At 32.9% G+C, this 22,063-nt stretch carries 12 protein-coding genes; 7 read left to right on the top strand and 5 right to left on the bottom strand.

Features of this window, described 5'->3' with window-relative positions; all coding sequences use genetic code 11:
* Positions 1-124: 124 nt before the first annotated feature.
* Together PW52_RS04980 and PW52_RS04985 are read left to right on the top strand one after the other, a co-directional pair.
* The gene (locus tag PW52_RS04980; RefSeq protein WP_044631842.1) at positions 125-1,687 is read left to right on the top strand and encodes a sulfatase family protein; all 1,563 of its coding nucleotides are present in this window, start codon (positions 125-127) and stop codon (positions 1,685-1,687) included.
* Between the two features lie 46 nt (positions 1,688-1,733).
* The gene (locus PW52_RS04985) at positions 1,734-3,590 is read left to right on the top strand and encodes an arylsulfatase (RefSeq protein WP_044631843.1); all 1,857 of its coding nucleotides are present in this window, start codon (positions 1,734-1,736) and stop codon (positions 3,588-3,590) included.
* A gap of 443 nt (positions 3,591-4,033) precedes the next feature.
* Here PW52_RS04985 and PW52_RS04990 read toward each other — a convergent pair whose 3' ends face one another.
* From PW52_RS04990 to PW52_RS05010, 5 genes are all read right to left on the bottom strand, one after another.
* Positions 4,034-5,227 (bottom strand): carboxypeptidase-like regulatory domain-containing protein, encoded by a 1,194-nt coding sequence (locus PW52_RS04990; RefSeq protein ID WP_165586758.1) that lies wholly within the window; start codon positions 5,225-5,227, stop codon positions 4,034-4,036.
* A 181-nt stretch (positions 5,228-5,408) separates the two neighbouring features.
* Positions 5,409-6,551, bottom strand: a complete 1,143-nt coding sequence (locus PW52_RS04995; RefSeq protein WP_044631845.1) for a putative glycoside hydrolase — start codon at positions 6,549-6,551, stop codon at positions 5,409-5,411.
* Positions 6,552-6,559: 8 nt separating this feature from the next.
* Entirely contained in the window at positions 6,560-8,377 is a 1,818-nt protein-coding gene (locus PW52_RS05000; RefSeq protein ID WP_044631846.1) for an alpha-L-fucosidase, read from the bottom strand.
* 237 nt (positions 8,378-8,614) lie between these two features.
* Positions 8,615-10,261 carry a RagB/SusD family nutrient uptake outer membrane protein gene (locus tag PW52_RS05005; RefSeq protein WP_044631847.1) on the bottom strand — a complete coding sequence of 549 codons (1,647 nt, stop codon included), beginning with the start codon at positions 10,259-10,261 and terminating at the stop codon, positions 8,615-8,617.
* Between the two features lie 26 nt (positions 10,262-10,287).
* Entirely contained in the window at positions 10,288-13,440 is a 3,153-nt protein-coding gene (locus PW52_RS05010) for a SusC/RagA family TonB-linked outer membrane protein (RefSeq protein ID WP_044631848.1), read from the bottom strand.
* 329 nt (positions 13,441-13,769) lie between these two features.
* Here PW52_RS05010 and PW52_RS05015 point away from each other — a divergent pair, with 329 nt between their 5' ends.
* From PW52_RS05015 to PW52_RS05035, 5 genes are all read left to right on the top strand, one after another.
* On the top strand, positions 13,770-15,239 hold the full coding sequence (locus PW52_RS05015; RefSeq protein ID WP_044632230.1) for an alpha-L-fucosidase: 1,470 nt from the start codon (positions 13,770-13,772) through the stop codon (positions 15,237-15,239).
* A 68-nt stretch (positions 15,240-15,307) separates the two neighbouring features.
* Positions 15,308-16,483, top strand: coding sequence for a putative glycoside hydrolase (locus PW52_RS05020; protein ID WP_052823390.1), 1,176 nt, complete (start codon positions 15,308-15,310; stop codon positions 16,481-16,483).
* A gap of 12 nt (positions 16,484-16,495) precedes the next feature.
* Positions 16,496-18,394 (top strand): sulfatase, encoded by a 1,899-nt coding sequence (locus PW52_RS05025; RefSeq protein WP_052823391.1) that lies wholly within the window; start codon positions 16,496-16,498, stop codon positions 18,392-18,394.
* 200 nt (positions 18,395-18,594) lie between these two features.
* A complete protein-coding gene (locus PW52_RS17060; protein WP_052823392.1) occupies positions 18,595-20,445 on the top strand; it encodes an alpha-L-fucosidase in 1,851 nt (616 codons plus the stop codon).
* Between the two features lie 25 nt (positions 20,446-20,470).
* Complete coding sequence (locus tag PW52_RS05035; protein WP_044631849.1) at positions 20,471-21,940, top strand: alpha-L-fucosidase; 1,470 nt, start codon at positions 20,471-20,473, stop codon at positions 21,938-21,940.
* Positions 21,941-22,063 lie beyond the last annotated feature (123 nt).

Consider the following 22,063-nt stretch of genomic DNA (forward strand, 5'->3'; position numbering starts at 1 on the left):
AAATAGCGAAACTTATTGATTGATAAGAGAAAGAGTTCTAATGTAGTTCGTAGTATTTTTGTTGTGGTATGGACTTCTATTTATTTTAGAGTCTGATAGTTTTCTAAATAAAATCCGTAATAAAATGAATAGAATCAATAGAGGCATCTTGCTAGGAGTATTTATATTATTAGCCTTTAATTCTTGCGAGCAAAAGAAATCGGAAATAGAACAAAAACCCAACATTATTTTCATTTTAGCTGATGATATGGGTTATGGCGATGTTTCTAGTTATAATAAAAATTCTAAAATACAAACAGTTCATATAGATCAATTGGCAGAAGAAGGCGTTATGTTTACAGATGCACATACCAGTAGCGCTGTATGCACTCCAACGCGTTATGGTATATTAACTGGGTGCTATAATTGGCGTTCAACTTTAAAAAAAGGAGTGTTAGGCGGCTATTCAAAAGCATTAATTGCGACAGATCGTACAACGATAGGTGAATTTCTAAAAAATGAAGGATACCGTACAGCTTACATAGGGAAATGGCACCTTGGTTGGGACTGGACTTTCTTAGAAAAAGACTCTATAAATCAAAACAAATGGGATGCTAAACCTAAAGTAGATTTTTCTATTCCAGTCAAGAATGGTCCAAATACTCGAGGATTCGAATATAGTTATGGTTTTAATGGGTCATTGGACATGGCTCCCTATGTATGGGTAGAAAACGGTAAAGCAACTATGATTCCAACGAAAGAAACTGTTGATAAAGGCAAACAATCTTGGTGGCGAAAAGGCCCAACTTCAGATGATTTTAATCATGAACAAGTATTACCAGATATTACTAAAAAGACAGTTAACTTTATTAATGAAAATGCTAAAAGTGACCAGCCGTTTTTTGTGTATATGCCTTTGCCAGCACCACACACACCTATACTTCCTACAGATGAATTTAAAGGTAAAAGTGGGTTAGATAATCCGTATGGCGATTTTGTTTTAATGGTTGATTGGATCGTAGGTGAAATAATGAAATCATTAGAAGAACAAGGCATTTCAGATAATACCATACTTGTCTTTACAAGTGATAATGGCTGTTCTAATCAAGCAGATTTTGAACAGTTGTCTACTAAAGGACATGACCCAAGTTACGTTTTTCGTGGACATAAAGCAGATATTTTTGAAGGAGGCCACCGTGTTCCGTATTTAGTTCGTTGGCCATCTAAAATAAAATCAGGAAAGTCTAATCAGTTGGTTTGTACAACAGATTTTTTTGCTACTACTGCAGATATTCTTAATGTTCCGCTTAAAGATAATTTTGCTGAGGATAGTTTTAGTTTCCTGTCTGCACTTGGTGTTGAATCTAGCTTCCCAAAAAGAGAAAGTATTGTACACCATTCAATTAATGGTTCCTTTGCTTACCGAAAAGGCGATTATAAAGCTATTTTTTGTCCAGGATCTGGTGGTTGGAGTTTTCCTAGACCAAGAGATAAATCCATTGATAGTTTACCTAAATTTCAATTATATAATTTAAGTAGTGATATTGGGGAAGAACTTAATTTACAAGATAAGAAATTTGACCTTTTAGAAGAATATAGAAAAGAACTTTCACAAATTATTTTAAACGGAAGGAGTACAGAAGGAGCCATACAAAAGAATGATGGTTCTGAAAGATGGCCTCAGTTAAAATGGATGAATGATTTGTAAGAAAGTAAGAATAACATTAATTAACAATATAAACTAAAAATTAATTATGAAGCTAAAACATTTTTTTAAATTTTTAAAAACAAGTAATTTCTCAGCATCTTACTTCTTGTTATTAACCATTTCAATACTTCTTTCTTCTTGTAACGAAGATGCAAAAAAAGTAGAAAATGAAGAAAAAGATACAAGACCAAATATTGTATTTGTTATTACAGACGATCAAGGTTATGGAGATTTAGGGCATACAGGAAATACAATTATAAAAACACCTCATATAGATAAATTTTCTACAGAGTCAGTTAACCTAACCAATTACCATGTAGGCACAACCTGTGCTCCCACAAGAGCAGGACTATTAACAGGAAGAAACTGTAATAGAAATGGAGTATGGCATACCATTATGGGAGCTTCAATGTTGAATAGAGAAGAAGTAACCATGGCAGATGTATTGCAGCAAAATGGATACAAAACAGGTATGTTTGGTAAATGGCACTTAGGAGATAATAGTCCATTTAAACCACATGAAAGAGGCTTTGATGAAGCATTTTATCACGGTGGTGGTGGTATTGGGCAAACTCCAGATTATTGGAATAATGATTATTTTGATGATACCTATTATAGAAATGGAACACCAGAGAAGAAAGAAGGGTATTGTACAGATATATGGTTTAATGAAGCTTTAAGTTTTATAGAGGCAAAAAAAGACGAACCTTTTTTTTGTTACTTAAGTTTGAACGCACCTCACGGACCTTATAATGTGTCAGCGGAATATTACGACATATATAAAGACGAAACATCTATAAGTGAGAAGCAAAAACGTTTTTACGGAATGATTTCTAACATTGATGATAATTTTTCGAAATTGTTGAAAAAACTAGAAACATTAGGGATTGCAGAAAACACTATTGTTGTGTTTACAACAGATAATGGAACGGCTCGAGGCTATAAAGTAGATGCAAAAACAAATAAGGTCTTAGGTTACAATGCAGAAATGCGTGGTACAAAAGGAAGTGAATACGATGGAGGACATAGAGTTCCTTTTATTCTAAGATGGCCAGATGGAGGCTTAACAGGAGGTAAGACTTTAAACAATTTAGTAGCTCATGTAGATATGCTACCTACTTTTGTAAGTTTGACAGGAGAAAAATTCACATCAACCAAAGCCTTGGATGGTGTTGATTTAAGTAATTATTTGTTAGGAAAATCAGTTGCTCCAAAAAGATATTTAGTAACCGATACGCAACGTGTACCTTGGCCAATTAAAGGAAAGAATAGTTGTGTAATGGATGATAACTGGAGGCTTATTAATGGAAAAGAACTGTATGATATTTCAGTAGATCCAGGTCAGGAAAATAATGTAGCCGATGCAAATCCTGAAAAAGTAGCAGAGATGAATGCATTTTACGAAGCTTGGTGGCAAGAAATTATCAAAGAGACAAAGTTTTCTGTAATAGATTTGGGTGTGAGAAGTATGGATGCTCTCACTTGTCATGATGCACGAACAATTGATTTTTACCCACCATGGAATCAGCAATTGATACGAGCAGGAAAACCGATGGAACCCGCACCTTTTACTGTAAATTTTGTAAGAGCAGGAAAGTATAAATTTCATTTAAGAAGATGGCCATCAGAGAGCGGGTTGGCTCTTGGAGCTGAATTAAAAGATGGAAGAGCAGCTACGCGCAATACTGAGGCAATTGTAAATGGTAAGGCAATGCAATTTAAAAAAGCTTATGTAAAAGTAGGAGAAGCAGAGAAAGTTTCAGTAGCTGTTGATAACAATGCAGAAGCGGCAGTTTTAGAAATGGAAGTTCCTAAAGGTGAAACAAAGCTATTAGCTTATTTCGATATGGTAGATGGAACACCATGTAACGCATTTTATATAGATGTAGAAAAAGTTGAATAATCCGTTTGAAACAGATTCAAAAGCCGTATGTTTTTGCTTTTATGGTTTTGATAATGAAATCATTTTCAAATGTATAACTACTTAAACTGTTTATTGTAGCTAAAAGAAAGGTATTTTTGTCCAAGAAATAAAAATCGTTTATATATAGTTACCTCTTGAAAAGTACTTAAAACATTATCAGACACTTCAAAAACACTTTCTTCTATGTTAACAGGATTACATATTTATAATTTGTTTTCAGAAGAAGTACAAATATGACCATCTACTCCAGAAGCTATATGACTGATTCTAATTTTTTCCGGTATGGGTAACTATAAAATTTTTCAAACCAAGGAATATATGCATCTAATATAGTTAGATTATTTGTTAGGTATAAAAACAAAGCCATTATTTAATTTATAATGGCTTTATTTTTAATTGTTCTACTAAACCAAATCTTAGTATTATTTATTTGCCGAATTGAATTGAGCTTCTAAAGGTACATTATAAATGGACTCTAACTCTTTAACACTTTTTTTATAATATTCAGTTGGGGGAGGCAGGTTAAAGTTTTTCCAAAAAAACGAATTGTATTTGACACTAACATCTTGCATTTTTTTGTCATATACGAAAGAATCTTTTGTGTCAATTTTTCTTTTATCAGTTTCTAGACCGATAACTATTATTTCATTTCTAACTGCCAATTTGGCTTTTTTACTTTTTGTTCTTAAATTATTTTGTTGATGTTCGTTTAAATCTTTAAATCTTCTTGTATAATGATTATGATAACTTAAATAAAGCTTTCCTTCTTTGTTTTTTTTGTAAATATACATGACGTTTGAAGGTCTATTCCTTGTTTTGTAAACCTTGTAAGTATCAACTCCTATATAAAAAACTGGATCTAAATAATTTTGTCTTTCTTTCGTATTACTTACCCCTTGAATAATTACAATATCTTCGCCATCATAAGAAGAGTCCCCAATTTTAGTCCACTTATAATTATTAATAGAAAGACCTCTTCTTAAGGGGTCTATCATAATCATAAAATTTATTGGATACATTTTTCTTGACCTTTCATCTTTAAAAAATCTATAGTCTGCAGATTTTCTTCCTTCTACAACTTCTATGCTATTTACGCCATCTCCTCCTCTGGGGCCTACATCTTTAACTTTTATATAATGTTCAACAAAAAACTTAGCCTCATCATTTTCTACTGCAAAAAAGCGGTTCAAAATTTTTAATTCATGTACTGAGCTTACAGTGTTGTTTTTTAAATTTTTAAAGGCCAATTTAACATATTGCTCTGGGTTAAGTATGTTTACTTCATCAAGGGAAACAATATCTTCTTCTAAAGTTATTGTTTTTTCACTTGATTCAATAAAGTCTTTTACTAATATTTTGGAAGTAATGTAACCTATACTAGAAACTTCTATGGTGTCTAATAGATTTTCTTTTGATAGTTCTAAATAAAAATTACCATCTTCGTTGCTTGAAGTTCCAATCCATTTAGAAGGAATACCAATAGCTGCGTAAGGTACGCTTGATTTGGTTTGATCTAAAACAACACCTTTAATTTTTAATATTTCTTGTTGTGATTGAACGGAATGGCACAATAGAAACAGAATATGAAAAAATGTAAATGCTTTTAATGAATTCATAGTCATAGTGATTTTTAAAAAAATGAACATCAATTTGTAATGATTTTATTTGAGGCAGTTACAGGTCTTTTGAAATTGGTTGAATAAATTTTATGAAATAATAGTTGTTTTTATGGGCAATTCAATCCGGTTAAATAAAAATATAAAATACAAACATATAAGCAATAAATTGACTAGTTGGTTATTTCCAATCTATTCTAGCTTCCTTTGTTTCAAGGTTAACCCAAATAGAAGCATGTTCAAAATCGCGTGTTAATTGCCAACCGTTTACTTTCATATCATGTAAAGGTTTACCTAATGGTTTATCAAATTCAGGATACCAATCTAATGCACCATGTTTAAATCGATATCCCCAATTATATATGAAGTAGGAGTTTTCTTGAGCACCAGCTAAAAAAGAGGCTAGGGGGAAAGTTATGTTTTCTTTTGAAATTCTCTGTTTCTCTTTTAAAGGTTTTGCCATGAAATCTTTGTCAATCCAGGCGTACCCTGGCCATCCTTTAAAAATCACTATTTTTCCAGTTTTTCCAGCTTTTTCCATTTCTTGTATATCAAATAGCATGCTTTCTTTAGAGCTACTGTTAATGATGCCAAAATGTTCGATCATTACGGCATCAGTATAATCTGGAAAATTATTCCCAATATTTCTTCTTGGGTTGCTTCGAATGCCATTGTAAACTATTAGCTTGTTATCTCCTAGAGCAATTCTGGTCTCGGCTATTAATTTTTTTAAACCTTCATGGATACTGTCGTACTTTACTTGACCCCATAATTTAATATTGGCTGGACTTGTTACTTGAATTAATGCGTCCATAAAAACACCATCGGTAGAACCGTTTAAAATTTGATTTTTTGCCGTTTCTACCCACCATTTTCTAACTTTTGGATTAGATAAATCGTAACGTTTTAACCCCGCATTTTTAAAATCTAGTTCGCCATCTTTTTTTCTTAACCACCATTCTGGATGTTTATTATAAACGTTATGGGCTTCATACATGGAGTAATCTAAAAAGGTGTTCCAATAGAAAATCACTTTCATATTGGGGTTTATAGCTTTTAGTTTTTTAGCATCTTGTTCAATCCCAGTTTCAGTGGTTTTATAATCAGGTAAGCCATGACCTTTTTCCAAAACTATAAAGTTTGAATGTGATGAAATAAACTTTGCCTCATCACTTGTTAAAGCGCCTTCTTTTCCAAAATGAAAGGCAATGGGGACTTTATCCCAACTAAATTTAGGGTAAGTACTGTTTGTTTGTCCCGTTGACTGAAAACTAATAAACAGGATTAAAACATTAATGAGAACTTTTTTATGCTCGTTTTTCATACCGTTTATTAATCATTGATAGGTCTCAATAATATAGATTTTAAACTAGCTGTTTCTCTGTCTCCTTCTACCAAAGTCGTTGTTATGTTATGGATTCCAGGTGTTTTAAATTCTAAAATACCCATGTTGTAAAATATATATTTCTCTGTAGCTGCTTGCTGGTTTTGTACCATAACACCTTCATCTGTGGTTGTTTTCCAAACCAAACGGTCTGAACCTTTATAGGCTAAATCTAAATAGTAATATCCAGCTTCTTTTACATTTATTTTCCAAGTTACTTGTCCGTTTTCTTGCCATTCACCAACTTGATTTGCATGTTTCCATTCTCCAAACTTCTCCATCCAGCGTATGTTCTCTTGTGTTGCATTATTAACTTTTCCAAACTCCGTAATAAGTTCAGTTTTTGTGTTTGGATATATGCCTAATGCGGCGTCTTCAGCAATTATGTCACCGCCATTGTGAATGTCTACTTCAACTTCAATTATAGAAATTAAATTATCTGGTGCCTTAAAAGGAATTTCAAAAGTCACCCAATTATCCTGTCCTTGATGAAACTCAATGATTTGATCTGTTCCTTCAGGGTTTAATATTTTGGCTGTCTTAATTTTAGTTATCAACCCAGGTAAATACAGTTTGCCATCCCTTGGCCATTCAGAAACAGCTAAGTACATGTTGTTATCTTTGGTTGTTACATCACCCCATGGTAATTTGTAATCCCATGGCGAAGCGTTTGCTGCATACACAACTTGAGGATATTTTTTTAACCATTTTCCGGTTTTCCTTAAAAACTCAGCGCCAATTTCAGGAACAATTCCCAATTGGTCGGGCCCTACATTAAATAAATAAGAACCTCCACGTGCTACAGTCTCTATCAATCTGCCTAAAATTACTTTAGGGCTTTTGAAGTTATTATCGTACCAAGCATAAGACCAAGAGTCGTTATTGGTATCACAGGTTTCCCATAAACCTTCAATGCGTTTTGTTGGTACTTCCATATCGCCTACACTAGCATAATCTCCCAAACCATATCCAACCCTGCTACACATCATGGCTTTTGGCTGTAATTCTCGTACCATATCAGCCAATTCTACAACATATTTCTTTGGCATATCTCCTGGGGTATCAAACCATACAAAATCTATATCTCCATAATTTGTACAAATTTCTTTTACCTGTGGTTTACACTTGTTATAAAAATAATCCTTAAAAGTAGTTTTTTTACCTTTTTTATCAACTTCAGGACCTCTGGTGCCTCCTGGAGCGGTCCAATCTTGGTTGTGTGAATAATAAAATCCAAAACCTAAACCTAAATCATGGCAAGCATCAGCCAACTCATGCATGGGGTCTCTTCCAAAAGGTGTGGCATCTACAATATTGAAATCACTTACTTTGGAGTCGAACATCGCAAAACCTTCATGATGTTTACTTGTAATCACAATGTATTTCATGCCGGCATCTTTGGCCAGTTGTGCAATTTTTTTAGCATCAAACCCAGTAGGGTTAAAACTTTTGGCAATATGCTTATATTCCTCAACAGGGATACCAGCCATTCTTGGATTCATAATCCATTCACCAATGCCATAATAGGTTTTACCATTCCATACGCCGCCTAAATTTGAAAATAATCCCCAGTGGATAAACATTCCAAAGTTACTTTCATCAAAAAACTTCCCTTTACCATTTTTTAAGGCATCTAAGGAAACATTTTTATCTCCCCACATTTCTTCCATTCCTTTTCCCTTTTTATCTTGGGAAAATGAAAGGTTTGAAATACATATTATATATACAAGCAAAATAAGTTGCTTTCTTATAGTTTTTATATTCATTCTCTTTAATTTTTCTTATTACCGTTAATTGATAAAACTCATCTTTTTTGTTAAATGACCTTATTTAAGCATAGTTTTGGAAGATCATAGAAAAAAAAGTTCAATTTTATTATTAATTTTTTTAATTTTTTACCTCATTAAAAGTGGAAGGTGTTTTATTAAAAAATAAATAATTAATAAAAAACCCCTTGTAGTTTATAGTAAAATCAAGGGGTTTCTATTTATTGTTTTTAATTATTAGTACCCTTCATTTTGTATCCATCCATTTTCTATATTCAAATCCATTTCTGATTGAGGTATAGGGAATAACCACTCATTGTCTGGCCATGCAGGTCTGTCATTATAAAATGGCGTATAGCAATTTCTATAATTTATTGCGGATCCTTGTTCTGCCGTCCAATCAAGATTAATATTTGTAGTCTCTTGAACAAGTCTATTTGTTCTGATTAGATCGAACTTTCTTTTAAATTCTGCATTAAATTCAACACGTCTTTCTTGCCAAACAGCTTCTCTAAATTCATTTTGTGATAAGCCTGAAGTTAAATCGGCTAATCCTGCTCTGTTTCTAATGGCATTTACTGCAGCATAGGCATCTGCATTTGGAGCCCCGTCGGCTTCATTTTGAGCTTCTGCATAAATTAATAGAGCATCAGCATAACGATACAAAACAATATTAGAATTGGTATATTGAAAATTAGTACCTTCCTCGCCTAGATAATAAGCGATGTCTATAAATTTTCTAAAGGTTGGTTGACAAAGATAGGTTTCAGTAGCAGATACATCATAACGTGTCATAATACTCCAGAGTCTTTCATCTTCATCTTCAAAGGCGTCATAAAGATCTGGGGTAGGTAATTGAGCACCAATACCTGGTGGAAATCCTGGAAAACGCATAGATCTAATATCCGCGTTATTGCCTTCATCAACTAAAGGCGTAATGTTAGGGTTTGCTCCCCAGTATCCTGTGCCAAATGTTGCACCATTACTTTCACGACTTAGCCAGTTTCCTTGTCCAAATACTTGTACATAAGATAATTCTAGCATAGATTCAGGAGTGAACGGGTTATTATCATCCCAAGCCATACCGAATGCTGGTGTACTTCCTGAGCCAACAAGGTTTAAGCTATGTGGTGAATCATCAATAACTTCTTTTGCTTTATCTCGTGCTAATGCCCAGTTTATTGGGTCACCTTGAATAAAGTCACCTTGGGATGTTCTTCTATGGCCTGCCCGTGTTAAATAAACTTCAGATAAAAGTAGTTTGGCTGTCCATTTTGTAATATGTCCATCATGTAAACCATCTCTACAATATACCTCAGCAAACTGAAGGTCTGGTATGATAATTTCATCATAAATAGTTTCTGCACTTGTTCTTGGCTTTTTAAAATCGGCATCGGTGGATACGGCATCTAGCATTAATGGCTGATCACCAAACGCTCTAACTAATTGATAATAATACAAAGCCCTTAAAGCTCTCGCTTCTGCTAGAACTATGTTTTTTTCACCTTCATCCATGTCTATATCTGGTACATAAGTTAATACGTTATTGGCTCTGGCAATGCCTATCCACCAGCGGCTATATATAAGAAATTGCTCGAAAATCTGATCAGATGGTGACACTGTATGGGTTCCTAAAGAATTGTAAAACCCACCAGCATTTCTACTAACCTGATCATCTGTGTAGGCATCAATAGCGCACCAAAATCTACTATATACCTCATTCATTTGTTGATAAACACCATCAACAGCTGTTCTAGCGTCTCCAGCTGTTTTAAAATAATTGCTCGCTGAAATGAAAGTTGGTGGCTCTTCAACAAGATATTCATCGCATGATATACTCATTGTCATAATAAGTAATAATCCTATTTTTACTTTTATATTCATTTTTTTATGTTTTTTAGTTTGTAACTTTAGAATTTTAAATTTACTCCCATTCTGATAACTCGACCTGCAGGATAACCTGCATTGTCATGTCCTAAATTTGTTGTTGATGAACCTCTTAAAGAGACATCTGGAGAATACCCTGTATAGTCACTCCATATATGTAAATTAGTTCCTGAAGCATATATCCTTAAAGCACTAATGTTTAATTTATCGGTAATTTCTTTTGGTAAATTATAACCAATTGTAACATTTTGTAATCTTACAAAAGAGGCGTCTTCAATATAGCGATCGCTAAAGAGTAAATTAGTGGCATTGTTTTGATCAACTCTTGGCCAAATAGTACTTGGGTTTTCTGGTGTCCATCTGTTTTGAGTTACACTTAAGCCTTGTCTCCCTGTAAAATTTAAGAGGCCAGTATTTTGCACAACAGCCATATCTCTACCTAATTGAGAATCTATAAAAATGCTTAAATCTAAATCTCCAATTTTAAATGAATTATTAATCCCAAATGTAATATCAGCTTGAGCTTGACCTATGATTGTTCTATCGTCTTCCGTAATTGACCCATCTGGAGTTACGTCTTCATATAACTGTTCTCCTGGTCTGTGACTTACATCTGTGGTAGGATAGCCTCTGTCATGACCATCAACAAAGGTGTAAGTAGCACTAGGGTCTGCATTATACATATCTATACGCTCTTGATCAGTTAGCCCTTGAAACTCCACGAAGTCATCGAACTGTGCTATTCCTGTTCTTTTATAACCATAAAATGTTCCTATTTCTTCGCCTATAATTAAACGTTGTGTTCCACCCGATATGAAACCAGGGTTCCATCCACTAAAAAGATAATCTGATGCCATATCTCTAACAATAGTTTTACCCGTAGCAGCATTAGCGTTTAGTGTCCAAGAAAATTTAGGGTTATTAATGATATTAGCATTTACAGAGGCTTCAAACCCATTGGTTTCTAAAGACCCAAAATTTTCAGTAAATGTTGTGAATCCGGATTGTACAGGTATTCTATTGCCTGTAAATAAAAGGTCGTCAGTTATTTTTTCATAGTATTCAAAAGTAGCTCTAAACTTATTTTTTAAAAAACCTAAGTCTAATCCTAAATCTAATTGTGTTGTTGTTTCCCAAGTTAAATTGTCATTTGGTAATTGACTAGCAAAATAAATAGTTGTAGATGCCTCATTAAATGGTGTTAAACCACTAGCGTATTGGTCTAAAGATTGATAAGGTTGAATGGCTTGATTTCCAGAAGTACCATAGCTTACACGTAATTTCATTTCATTTATAAAATCACTATCTTTAATGAAGTTTTCTTCTGACAGTTTATAAGCAAAGGCAGCAGCGGGGAAAAAAGCCCATTTATTATTAGCAGCAAATTTTGATGCGCCATCGTAACGCCCCGTTACAGTAAATAAGTATTTTCTATTAAGGGTTAAATTAATTCTTCCAAAAAATGAAGCTAAAGTAGTTTTTGTATAAGTAACCCTATCTGGATCATAAAAGGTAGCAGAGCCTGGATCGTAATAAGTTAATAAATCATTAGCAAAACCATAATTAGAAACAATAATACCTTCACTTTCACTAGATTCTATAGATTGCCCTAAAACGGCATTTATATTTGTCCCTCTACCTAATCTCTTTCTTAAATTTAAGGTGTTTGTAACCGTAGATCTAGTAAATCTACTATCTCCAGTTCTAGCTCTTCCGCCTTCTGCTACATTATTTGGGAAGATATCTAATTGATAATAACGCTGTGCTGTATTTCTATTCTGATAAGAAAATGCAGTTTTAAACGATAACGCTTTAGTAAAATAATATTCGGCATTAATATTACCTATCATTTGGGTAAGTGTATTATTATATCTGTTGCCTTCTAATGCTGTTAAAGGCGTCCAAAGTTCAATACCCTCATCCTCATCATCAGCTAGAAGACCAGTTGTTGGAAAAGATCTAAGTGCTCTAGAAAAAGCACTACTAGCTCCTCTAAGATTATTAACACCAGTACTAATAGCTCTCTGGTTTGAAGTAACATGAGAATAATTTATACTTGTACCTACTTTAAATTGTTCGGAGATGTTGGCATTTAAGTTAACTCTAGTTGAGGCACGTTTGTAATCCGTATCTTGTACAATACCTTGCGCATTAAGGTAATTTGATGAAATTAGATATCTAAGATCTTTATTCCCACCACTAAAACTTAAGTTAGTATTTGATGTGGTACCTATTCGCGTAATGGTTTTTTGCCAATTTGAGTTAGGTAATAATCCAGCTCTAGCAGAATCTAATTTTACTAGATTTTCTTCAGTGAGTTCATTACCTACATTTGTAAAGGCTTCTCTATTTAGTATATAAAACTCATTAGACTTTAATACATCGATATAATTTAAAACCTCCGTAATTCCATATTCTTGTTCAATAGAGATAACTCCTTTTCCTATCTCCCCTGATTTGGTGGTAATTAAAATAACCCCATTAGCACCACGAGAACCATATATGGCAGTTGATGATGCATCTTTAAGGATTTCTATAGATTGTATATCTGCGGGATTAATCATGGCTAAAGGGCTTAATGATGAACTCTCTACGTCTTGATCACCTAATCCGCTAGCACTAGTATTGTCCATAGGTATACCATCTATAACATATAGAGGTTCACTACCATTAAGGGAGCTAATGGCTCTTACCCTAATAGAAGCCCCAGAACCTGGTTCACCAGAGTTTTGTGTTACCAAAACCCCTGCAGCTCTTCCTGCTAATGCTTGATCAAGACTTACCGCACCTGCTTTGGTTAAGTCTTCTGCTTTTACAGAGGAAACAGACCCTGTTAAATCACTTTTCTTAACACTACCATAACCTACAACAACAACTTCGTCAAGTATTGTGTCTGATTTTGCTAGAGATACATTAATGGTACTTTGATTACTTACCGTTATCTCTTTTGTTTCTGAGCCAATAAAGGAAAAGACCAATATGTTGCCTGGTTTAGCCTTTAAGGTGTAATTTCCATCAAAATCTGCGACGGTACCTTTTGCCTCACCTTTAATTAATACAGTAGCCCCCAATAAGGGCTGTCCTTCTTCATCAGTTATACTTCCTGAAACACTTTTTTCTTGCGAAAAAGCTTGAAAAGTTAACATAACAAGAAAAATAATTAGTAATTTTTTCATATTTTTAATATTAGTTTAATTAGTGCAACAAATGTATATTTTGTGCTAAAATATGTTTTTCTTTATTAGCCCAATTCTTTGCTCATTTTATGCAAATAAGCTATAAATGCTCTCTGCTGAATTGGTTTTGTTTTGTGTTAAAGAATTTGTTTTGTAAGTTTTGATATTACCTATGTGTTTCGTCTTTTTGCTGATTATATTAGTAATTCAGATTATAATTCTATTATATATTATTGCAATGATGAATTAGAGCATGTTTTTGATTAATAAGAGAAAATAGCTTCAATAATTTAAAGTTATTTTTATAGAATTAATCATTACGGTTGTATATGTATAACTTTAAATTCTTTATAACTGGGTATTTATTTATTCAAGTACTAATTTGTTTTGGGCAGAAAAAACACGGCTCTTTTGAATATAAAAAAATAAGCCCAGATTGGGAATCATCTATGGCGCAAAATTATCAGGTTCCAAATTGGTTTCAAGACGAAAAGATTGGTGTTTGGATGCATTGGGGGATTTCTTCAGCAATAGATGAAAACAGACCACATGATGGATCTCACTATGGAAGAAGAATGTATGGAACTGAAGATTATGATGGTAAAAACGCTAATGATATAAAATATACAGAAAATCTTACTAAATGGCATATAGAGCAGTATGGGGCTTTAAATAAATTTGGGTATGAAGATTTTATTCCGTTATGGAAAGCTGACAAATGGAATCCAGACGAATTGGTAAAATTAGTAAAAGAATGTGGAGCACGTTTTATTATGCCTGTAGCGACACATCATGATAATTTTGATTTATACGATTCATCATTCCCATGGAACTCCGTTAAAATGGGACCTAAAAGAGATATTATTCAAGAATGGAAAGAAGCTGCTTATAAGTATGGATTAAAATTTGGAGTATCTACACATCTTTACTGGTCTCCTCGTTTCTTTAAAACAGCTCGTAAATATCAAAAAGTAAATACGCCAGAGTGGGAGTTTTTTAATATGGATTATGATCCAAAAAAATATACAAGTCAAGATACCTGGAATGTACATTGGTTTAAAAGATGTTGGGATTTAATAGAAAAATATGATCCAGATATATTTAATAACGATTCACCATACCCTTCCATAAAAACAGGAAATGGATTAGGTGTGAAGTTGTTTTCTGATTTTTTAAATAAAGATTTGTCTGAAAATGGCGGAAAACAAACTACAGTATTATCATTTAAAAATTCGAAACAAAATAAAGCCGCATTCACTTATAATCTAGAGAGAGGTATGTTTGGAGAAATTCAAGAAAATCCATGGATTTGGGCAACTGATCTTTCCGGAAATTGGTTTTATAGAAAAGGCGCAAAAACAAGAATGTCTATACCGGTTTTAATAGGAAACGCAGTAGATGCAATTAGTAAAAATGGTGTGGTGATGATGAATTTAGCTCAGAGAGGTGGTGGTACGCTACCAGAATCTCAAGTTAAAATTTTACGTGCTTTTGGAGATTGGATTAAGATTAATGGAGAAGCTATTTATGACACTCGTCCTTGGAAAACATATGGTGAAGGTCCTTTAAAAATTGTAACTAAAAGAACGGGAGAAAATTTAAAAGCCTATTCAGCTAAAGATATACGTTTTACAATAAAAGCAGATAATCTATATACTTTTGTATTAGCAAACCCTACAGAAGATGTGTTGATTAAAACATTAAAAAGTAATGTGGTTTTGGACAAAGAAATAAAAAGAATAGAGTTGTTGGGGAGTGATGACAAAATTATATGGAACTATACTACAGAAGGATTATAGATAAAATGTCCGAAAAACACTTCAAATCAACTAGTTATAGCTTTTAAAATAATCTTAAAATAATCTTTATGAAATATAATATACTTGTTTTTTTATTAGTTGTAGTATTTTTTGCAACACCAAATACAGCTCAAAATAATGACTCTGTAAAAAAAACACCAGAATTTTCTTGGGACACGATGCCTTTGTATTTGCACTTACGTAAGGCAACAGCATTCACCAAAAAAGAACTTAAGTTTATTGCAAAACACCCCTTAATTACTTTTGAAAAAACAACAGGTAGTATAACGTATGGTTCTACAGAAAATGGAACTATAAAAGCAGCTGAAGCTGTTAAAAAAATAAATCCTGATGCAAAAATATTGTACTATAAAAATGTAGTTATCAATTGGCCAAGTTATAAAGAAGATGAGGCTTTCCTTAAAAAATATCCTGAGGCAATTTTGTTAGATACTAAAGGTGAAAAAGCGTTAATGCCAAATAAAAGAACTGGCTTTTTTGACTTGTCACAAGAAAAAGTTCGTAATTATTGGTTAGATCATGTTTCTAAAATGGCTAGTAATTCAGCTATTGATGGTTTGTTTATGGATGCTAATATTAAAGTATTAGTACCTAGTTTTTTTAATAGTCGTGTAGGAGAGGAAAAGCAAAAGGCAATAGAAAATGGTTACTTATCCATGATGAAAGAATTAGATGATAGACTTGGCAAAGACAATCTTTTAGTAGCAAATATTTTAAGAGTACGTCCAGAATTTAAAGATGTTGGTAGAGAATACTTAAAATTTTTTACAGGATCTTATCTAGAAGGTTTTGATCATGAAAATTTTGGAATGACTTATGAAGATTATTTAGTTAAAGGAATTGAAGCTGTTCAGAAATCGGCTAGAGAAGGAAAAGTAATTGCTATGTCTATGGGGCTTGGAAAAGCTGCTAAAACTGCAGTAGCAGGGATTGATGATATTAGAAATAAGGTCAATCTTAATGAAGGCTTAACCAAACGTTTAGATTATATATTGGCTATCTTCCTAGTTTGCGCTGAAAAATATAGTTACATCTATCCACATGATAGTTATGGAATTGATAGATCTGCAGTGTGGTTGAAAACATTTCCTCAATATGAAAAAAGACTCGGTGCTCCTAAAGGGTATGCTAAAAAAGAGGGGTATGTTTATACAAGGTCATTTGAGTATCTAGATGTTTGGTTAGATATAGAAAACAAACAAGCAAAATTAAATTGGAAATAAAATAGATACAACATGAAAAATTTTAAGCAAATAGTTGCATTTTTTTTAATAGTATCGTTTTATACAATTTCTATTCTAGGACAAAACAAGGAAAATAAAATCCAACCTAATATTATTATTTTTTATGCCGATGATTTAGGGTGGCAAGATACCCAATTGAATAATTTAGATAATCGTTGTCCATGGGAAACTCCTAATATTTTAAAATTATCACATGATGCATTAAATTTCACGAATGCATATTCTCCGGCTCCTACTTGTGCACCATCTAGATGTTCCCTTTTAACAGGTTTACACCCAACTAAAACAGGTGTAACACATGTAAGTGGAGGAGGAGTGCCAAAAACTAGATTTTCCGATTATATAGCTCCCTTTTTCCCATTAGGATTAGATCCAGAACATTTTACAATAGCAGAAGCTTTAAAAATGAATGGCTATACAACTGGTCATGTAGGGAAATGGCATGCTGGATCTCTTAAAATTCAGAATTCAAAAAATCAAGGTTTTGATTTTGCGTTTGAATCAAGAGGGGCGCATCAGGGTCCAAAAGAACCCAGTAATCGTTTAACTGCTTTTGCAACGTATTCAGATAAGGATGCGTATCGTTTGAGTGATGAAAAATACCCTCCATATACCAAAGATGCTCCAAATGGAATTTCTTATCCAAAAGATGAGGTTACTGAAAAAGCCCTAGAATTTATTAATAAAAGTAAAAATGAACCATTCTTTTTGTATTTAGCACATTGGTTGGTTCATACGCCTATTCACACTAAAAACCGTGAATTATTAAAATATTATAGTGATAAATTAGGAGTAGATTTCCCAAAAGAAGACATTCCTGTGACCACAGAAGGACAAACCAACCCATTTTACGGTTCTATGGTCACTACTTTAGATTGGAGTTTGGGACGTGTTGTTGATTTATTAAAGAAAACAGACGACCCTAGAAATCCTGGTAAAAAATTATTCGAGACTACTTACATTATCTTTTCGTCTGATAACGGTGGTTGTGAAAGAACAGGAAAAGAAATTATTACCGATAATTTTCCTTTGGATCATGGTAAAAAATACGCTCAAGAAGGAGGCATTAGAGTTCCTATGCTTATTTCGGGACCTAATATTCCAAAAGGGAAAACATTTGATGGTTTGGTAAATCAATTAGATTTTTTTCCAACTATTTTAAGTCTTACCCAAAGTAAAATAGAAGAGAATTATGCATCTAATCTTGATGGATTAGATATTTCAGGTGTTTTGATGCATAATGAAAAAGTTATCATAAACAGCAAAGGGAATCCGAGAGAAGAACTATGGTGGCATTTTCCTCACAATCAAAATCACCAAATGCAGTCTGCAATAAGGTGTGGTGATTATAAATTATATAAAAACCATATTCAAGGTAATTATGAATTGTATCGTCTGTATAAGGATGGTGAAAGAGCTGATTTAGAAGAAAAGTTCGATATAGCTGAAAAGTCAGTTGAAATAGTTAAAGATTTATCTGAGAGATTGGAAAAATACCTAATAGAGTACCATGCTAAATACCCTTACAGAGATCCCTTAAAAGCTAAAAGTGATTTAGAAAAAGAAAATGTTGTTTTTATACCAAAAATTATAAGCGATTCTTATGATGATAAATCTCGTAAGGTTTTCATCAAATTAGAGGAAGGTAAGTCTAAAGTAATTGAAAGTTATGCATTAATAAAAATTGGTGACCCTATAAGGGTAAATAAGAATGGAAAGAAAGTAAAACAAAGAAAAAAATCAACCACTTATATAAAAGTGCCAATAGATTCTAATAACGATGGCTTAGAATATATGGTTACAATTCCAAAAGAAGCATTAGAGTATGTTATAATCTTTATTGATGAGAATAGATTTATGGTAAAAAATGAGTTTCATAAATTGATTTAGAAATACATGAAAATACTTTCATTACAGGTTTGAGTTTGTTTTTAGTGATTTTTTTCGCTGAAAAAACATACGCTCAAGTGAATTCCAATAAAAGTAGAATACCACCCGCTTCATGAGAGATAAAAGAAGCAATTGAAGAGACAAGGGATTCCTTTTTGGAGTCTTAAAAATATTAGTATAAAAATCAAAAATATATCAAAATGAATAATAGTGTATTACGTAACTTTTTATGTGGCATGGTCTTTTTGGGATTGTACGGATGTGTACAAAAGGAAAAACCGAATGAGTTTAAAAAACAAAGTTTTGACCAAACAACAAATTGGACAATATTAAATAAAACAGATGCTGTTAAAGAAGGAAATGTTTACACATGGGATTTAGAAATAAAGCATCCTCTCAACTATGTTGTACAAGTTGTTTTTAACAAGTTAGCAAAAGATTCGTTAAAAGGAAAGCTTCAATTTGATAATCAGAAATTAGAGGGTGTATTCCAACAGAATTATACAACTTATGACGATAAAATAGTGTCAGAATATCAGAAGCCAATAAAAGTTAATGGTACTATAGAAAATCATGTTTTGAGTTTTGAAACGGATGTTGATTTTAATCACATAAGAATTATTCCTCATTTTAAAAACCCTATCGGGTCAGGAATACACCATAAGGAATGGTTGTCTATGCATCAATCTCCAGAAAAGCAAGCCGTTTTAAAATGGTTTAAAGAAGCCAAGTTTGGAATGTTTATACACTGGGGATTATATTCCCAAGCCGGTGGTGTTTGGAAAGGAACTAGAATTAATGCTGCTCCTTACCCAGGACCAAAAGTGGCAGAATGGCTCATGCATGCATTTCAAATTCCAAGAGAGAAATATGCAGCTTTAGCTAAATCTTTTAATCCAGATAAATCATTTGCTCAGAACATCGCAAAATTGGCAAAAGATACTGGGATGAAGTATGTTGTAATTACATCAAAACATCATGATGGCTTCGCATTGTTTGATTCTAAAAGTTCAGATTATGATATGGTAGACGCTACTCCTTATAAGGCAGATGCTATAAAAGAACTGTATGAGGCTTGTTTAAACGAAGGTTTAGATTTTGGCGTTTACTATTCTCACGGAAACGATTGGAATGATGGTTCAGATGGTAGTTACTCAAATATTAAAAAAATAAATGATTCTTTAGGTGTTTTTACGCATCCTTCAGGTAAAAATTTGTGGGATCCTAGTCCAAATACCCATGCTGAGTATTATGAGACTAAGGCTTATCCTCAAATTAAGGAGCTTTTAGAGTTGTTACCTAAACTTAAATTAATTTGGTTTGATGGTGAAGGTTTTACCTCCGAAGAACAATCGTTCCGATTTTACAAAATGGTTTATGATATAAATCCAAATGTATTAGTAAATAGAAGAGTTGGTTGGGAGTTTGGTGATTATTTAGACGCTGGAGACAATAAAATCCCTTCTGGTAACGACACCTTAAGTAAGTATTGGGAAACATGCGGAACAACTAATAATTCTTGGGGATACAAATCATATGATAAAGATTGGAAAAGCACAAAAGAGCTTCTGTATTACCTTATAGATATTATGTCTAAAGGTGGTAATTATCTTTTGAATATTGGGCCAGATGGAGAAGGGCATGTCCCAGAAGCAAGTGCAAATGGTCTTCGTGAAATGGGGGAATGGATAAAAATCAATAACGAAGCTATATATGGTACGTCTCGTTGGAAGGTACTTAATGAAGGTAAAGAAGAAACACTTTTAGACGGCACAGGCCATAGAGCTGCCAAAGGTTTTAAAAAAACATTTACTTCAAAAGATTTTTGGTTTACTGCCAAAGATAATGCAGTGTATGCTATATCACTGACACCCTCTTCTAAGTCCATTTTTATTAAATCTTTACATGAAGGCATAGGCAATATTAAAGCTATAAGCATTCTTGGAGGTAATAAGGTTGATAATTGGAAACAGTCAAAAGATGGTCTTCTAATAAATATAGACAAACCTATAGAAAGTAATAATGGTTTTGTTGTAAAAATAGAATTGTAACGGTGGCCTCTCAAAATTTGTTTTTATGAATAAAACACAAAAAATAATTTTAACCATATCAATACTGTTTACATTAATTGGATATTCTCAAAAAGAAAAGTTAGCAGAAGATCCTTTTGAAGTAAACAAGTATAAAAACTCATATAAACAAAAGAAACCCTGGGATACTAAAACTCCTAAAGAACTTAGAGTATGGGCTCAGAAAAATTTGCATCAAAAATTAACTGCAAGAAAAGTATTTAAGGATGGAGAACATCCTGAATGGGAATGGTTTCGGAAATCTGGATTGGGTATATTTTTACACTGGGGTTTACCAAGTACTAATCCTGATACAGGAGACGCTTGGGCTATAAGATGGAGTGAGAAAAAAGAAAAGTCAGGTCGTTATATGGAACCTGCAAGTAAAATGTTTGCTGTGGCAGATTCCTGGAATCCTGAAAAATTCGATCCAAATAAATGGTTGAAAGCTGCTTCAAAAGCGGGTTTTGGTTATGCAGTGTTTACAACAAGGCATCATGATGGTTATGCTTTATGGCCTAGTAACTATGGAGAATGGGATACTGGTGATAAGATGCATGGTAGAGATTTAGTAAAAGATTATGTAGAGGCTTGTAGAGTAAATAATATGAAAATAGGGTTCTATTATTCTGGTCCTAATTGGCATTATGAATATAAAAATAAAGATTTCGAATTTCCAGATACCAAAAAATACACGATTAATTACAAACATGAAAAAGTGGCGACACTTCCAGGTTTAACCAAAGAGATGAAAGCTGCTGAAAAGCAAGAATCTAAAAATCAAGTGAGAGAATTGATGCGTAACTACGGTCCTATAGACGTGATTTGGTGGGATGGAAATGTAGCTATGGAAGAAGCAGAATTGAAAAAGATACAGCCTAATATATTTGTAGCTACAGGAAATATAGCAACTCCAGAAGGTTTAGGACATGGCAAAAGTGAAAGTCTTAAAGTTGTAAATGAAGCCAATTGGTGGTGGGAAATGTGTGTGAAATCTGAAAATAAACATTCTCCAAATTGGCATTATGGTATTGAGTGTGAAACAAATCATTGGGACACAAACAAATTACTTACAGAACTTATTAGATGCAGAGCTCTTGGAGGTAATTTATTAGTAAATGTTCCACCCAAAGGAAATGGTGAAATGATGGATTGGTTTTACGAAGTTTGTTTAGAAATGGAAAATTGGATGCAGCATTCTAGAGAAGCTATTTACGATGTAAAATTAACTGCCCCTTTACCTAAGCTAGATATTACAAAGAATTATACAACTGTGAAGGGCAAAAATTATTATTCAATGCCTGATAATGAAAATAGAATTGAAATGCATAATGTTGAAAAACCTGTTTCTGTTGTTCTATTGAGAACCAAACAAAAATTAAATTTTGATTATAATAAAAAAGCAAAAATAATTACTGTTTTCGTATCAAAAGAAATGCGAACCTCTTTACCCGATATGGTTAAAATCAGTTTTTAGATTTGTATATAATTAGTTCTCAATAACACTGTTTTGAAAAATTATTTTATTCTCTAGAATAAATTACTTCTGGTTTTTAATTATTTAGCAGTTTATTAGTTTTTTGTAGTGATGAGTTTGAGC

The organism is Neotamlana sedimentorum, from assembly GCF_000943565.1.
Lineage (GTDB): Bacteria > Bacteroidota > Bacteroidia > Flavobacteriales > Flavobacteriaceae > Neotamlana > Neotamlana sedimentorum.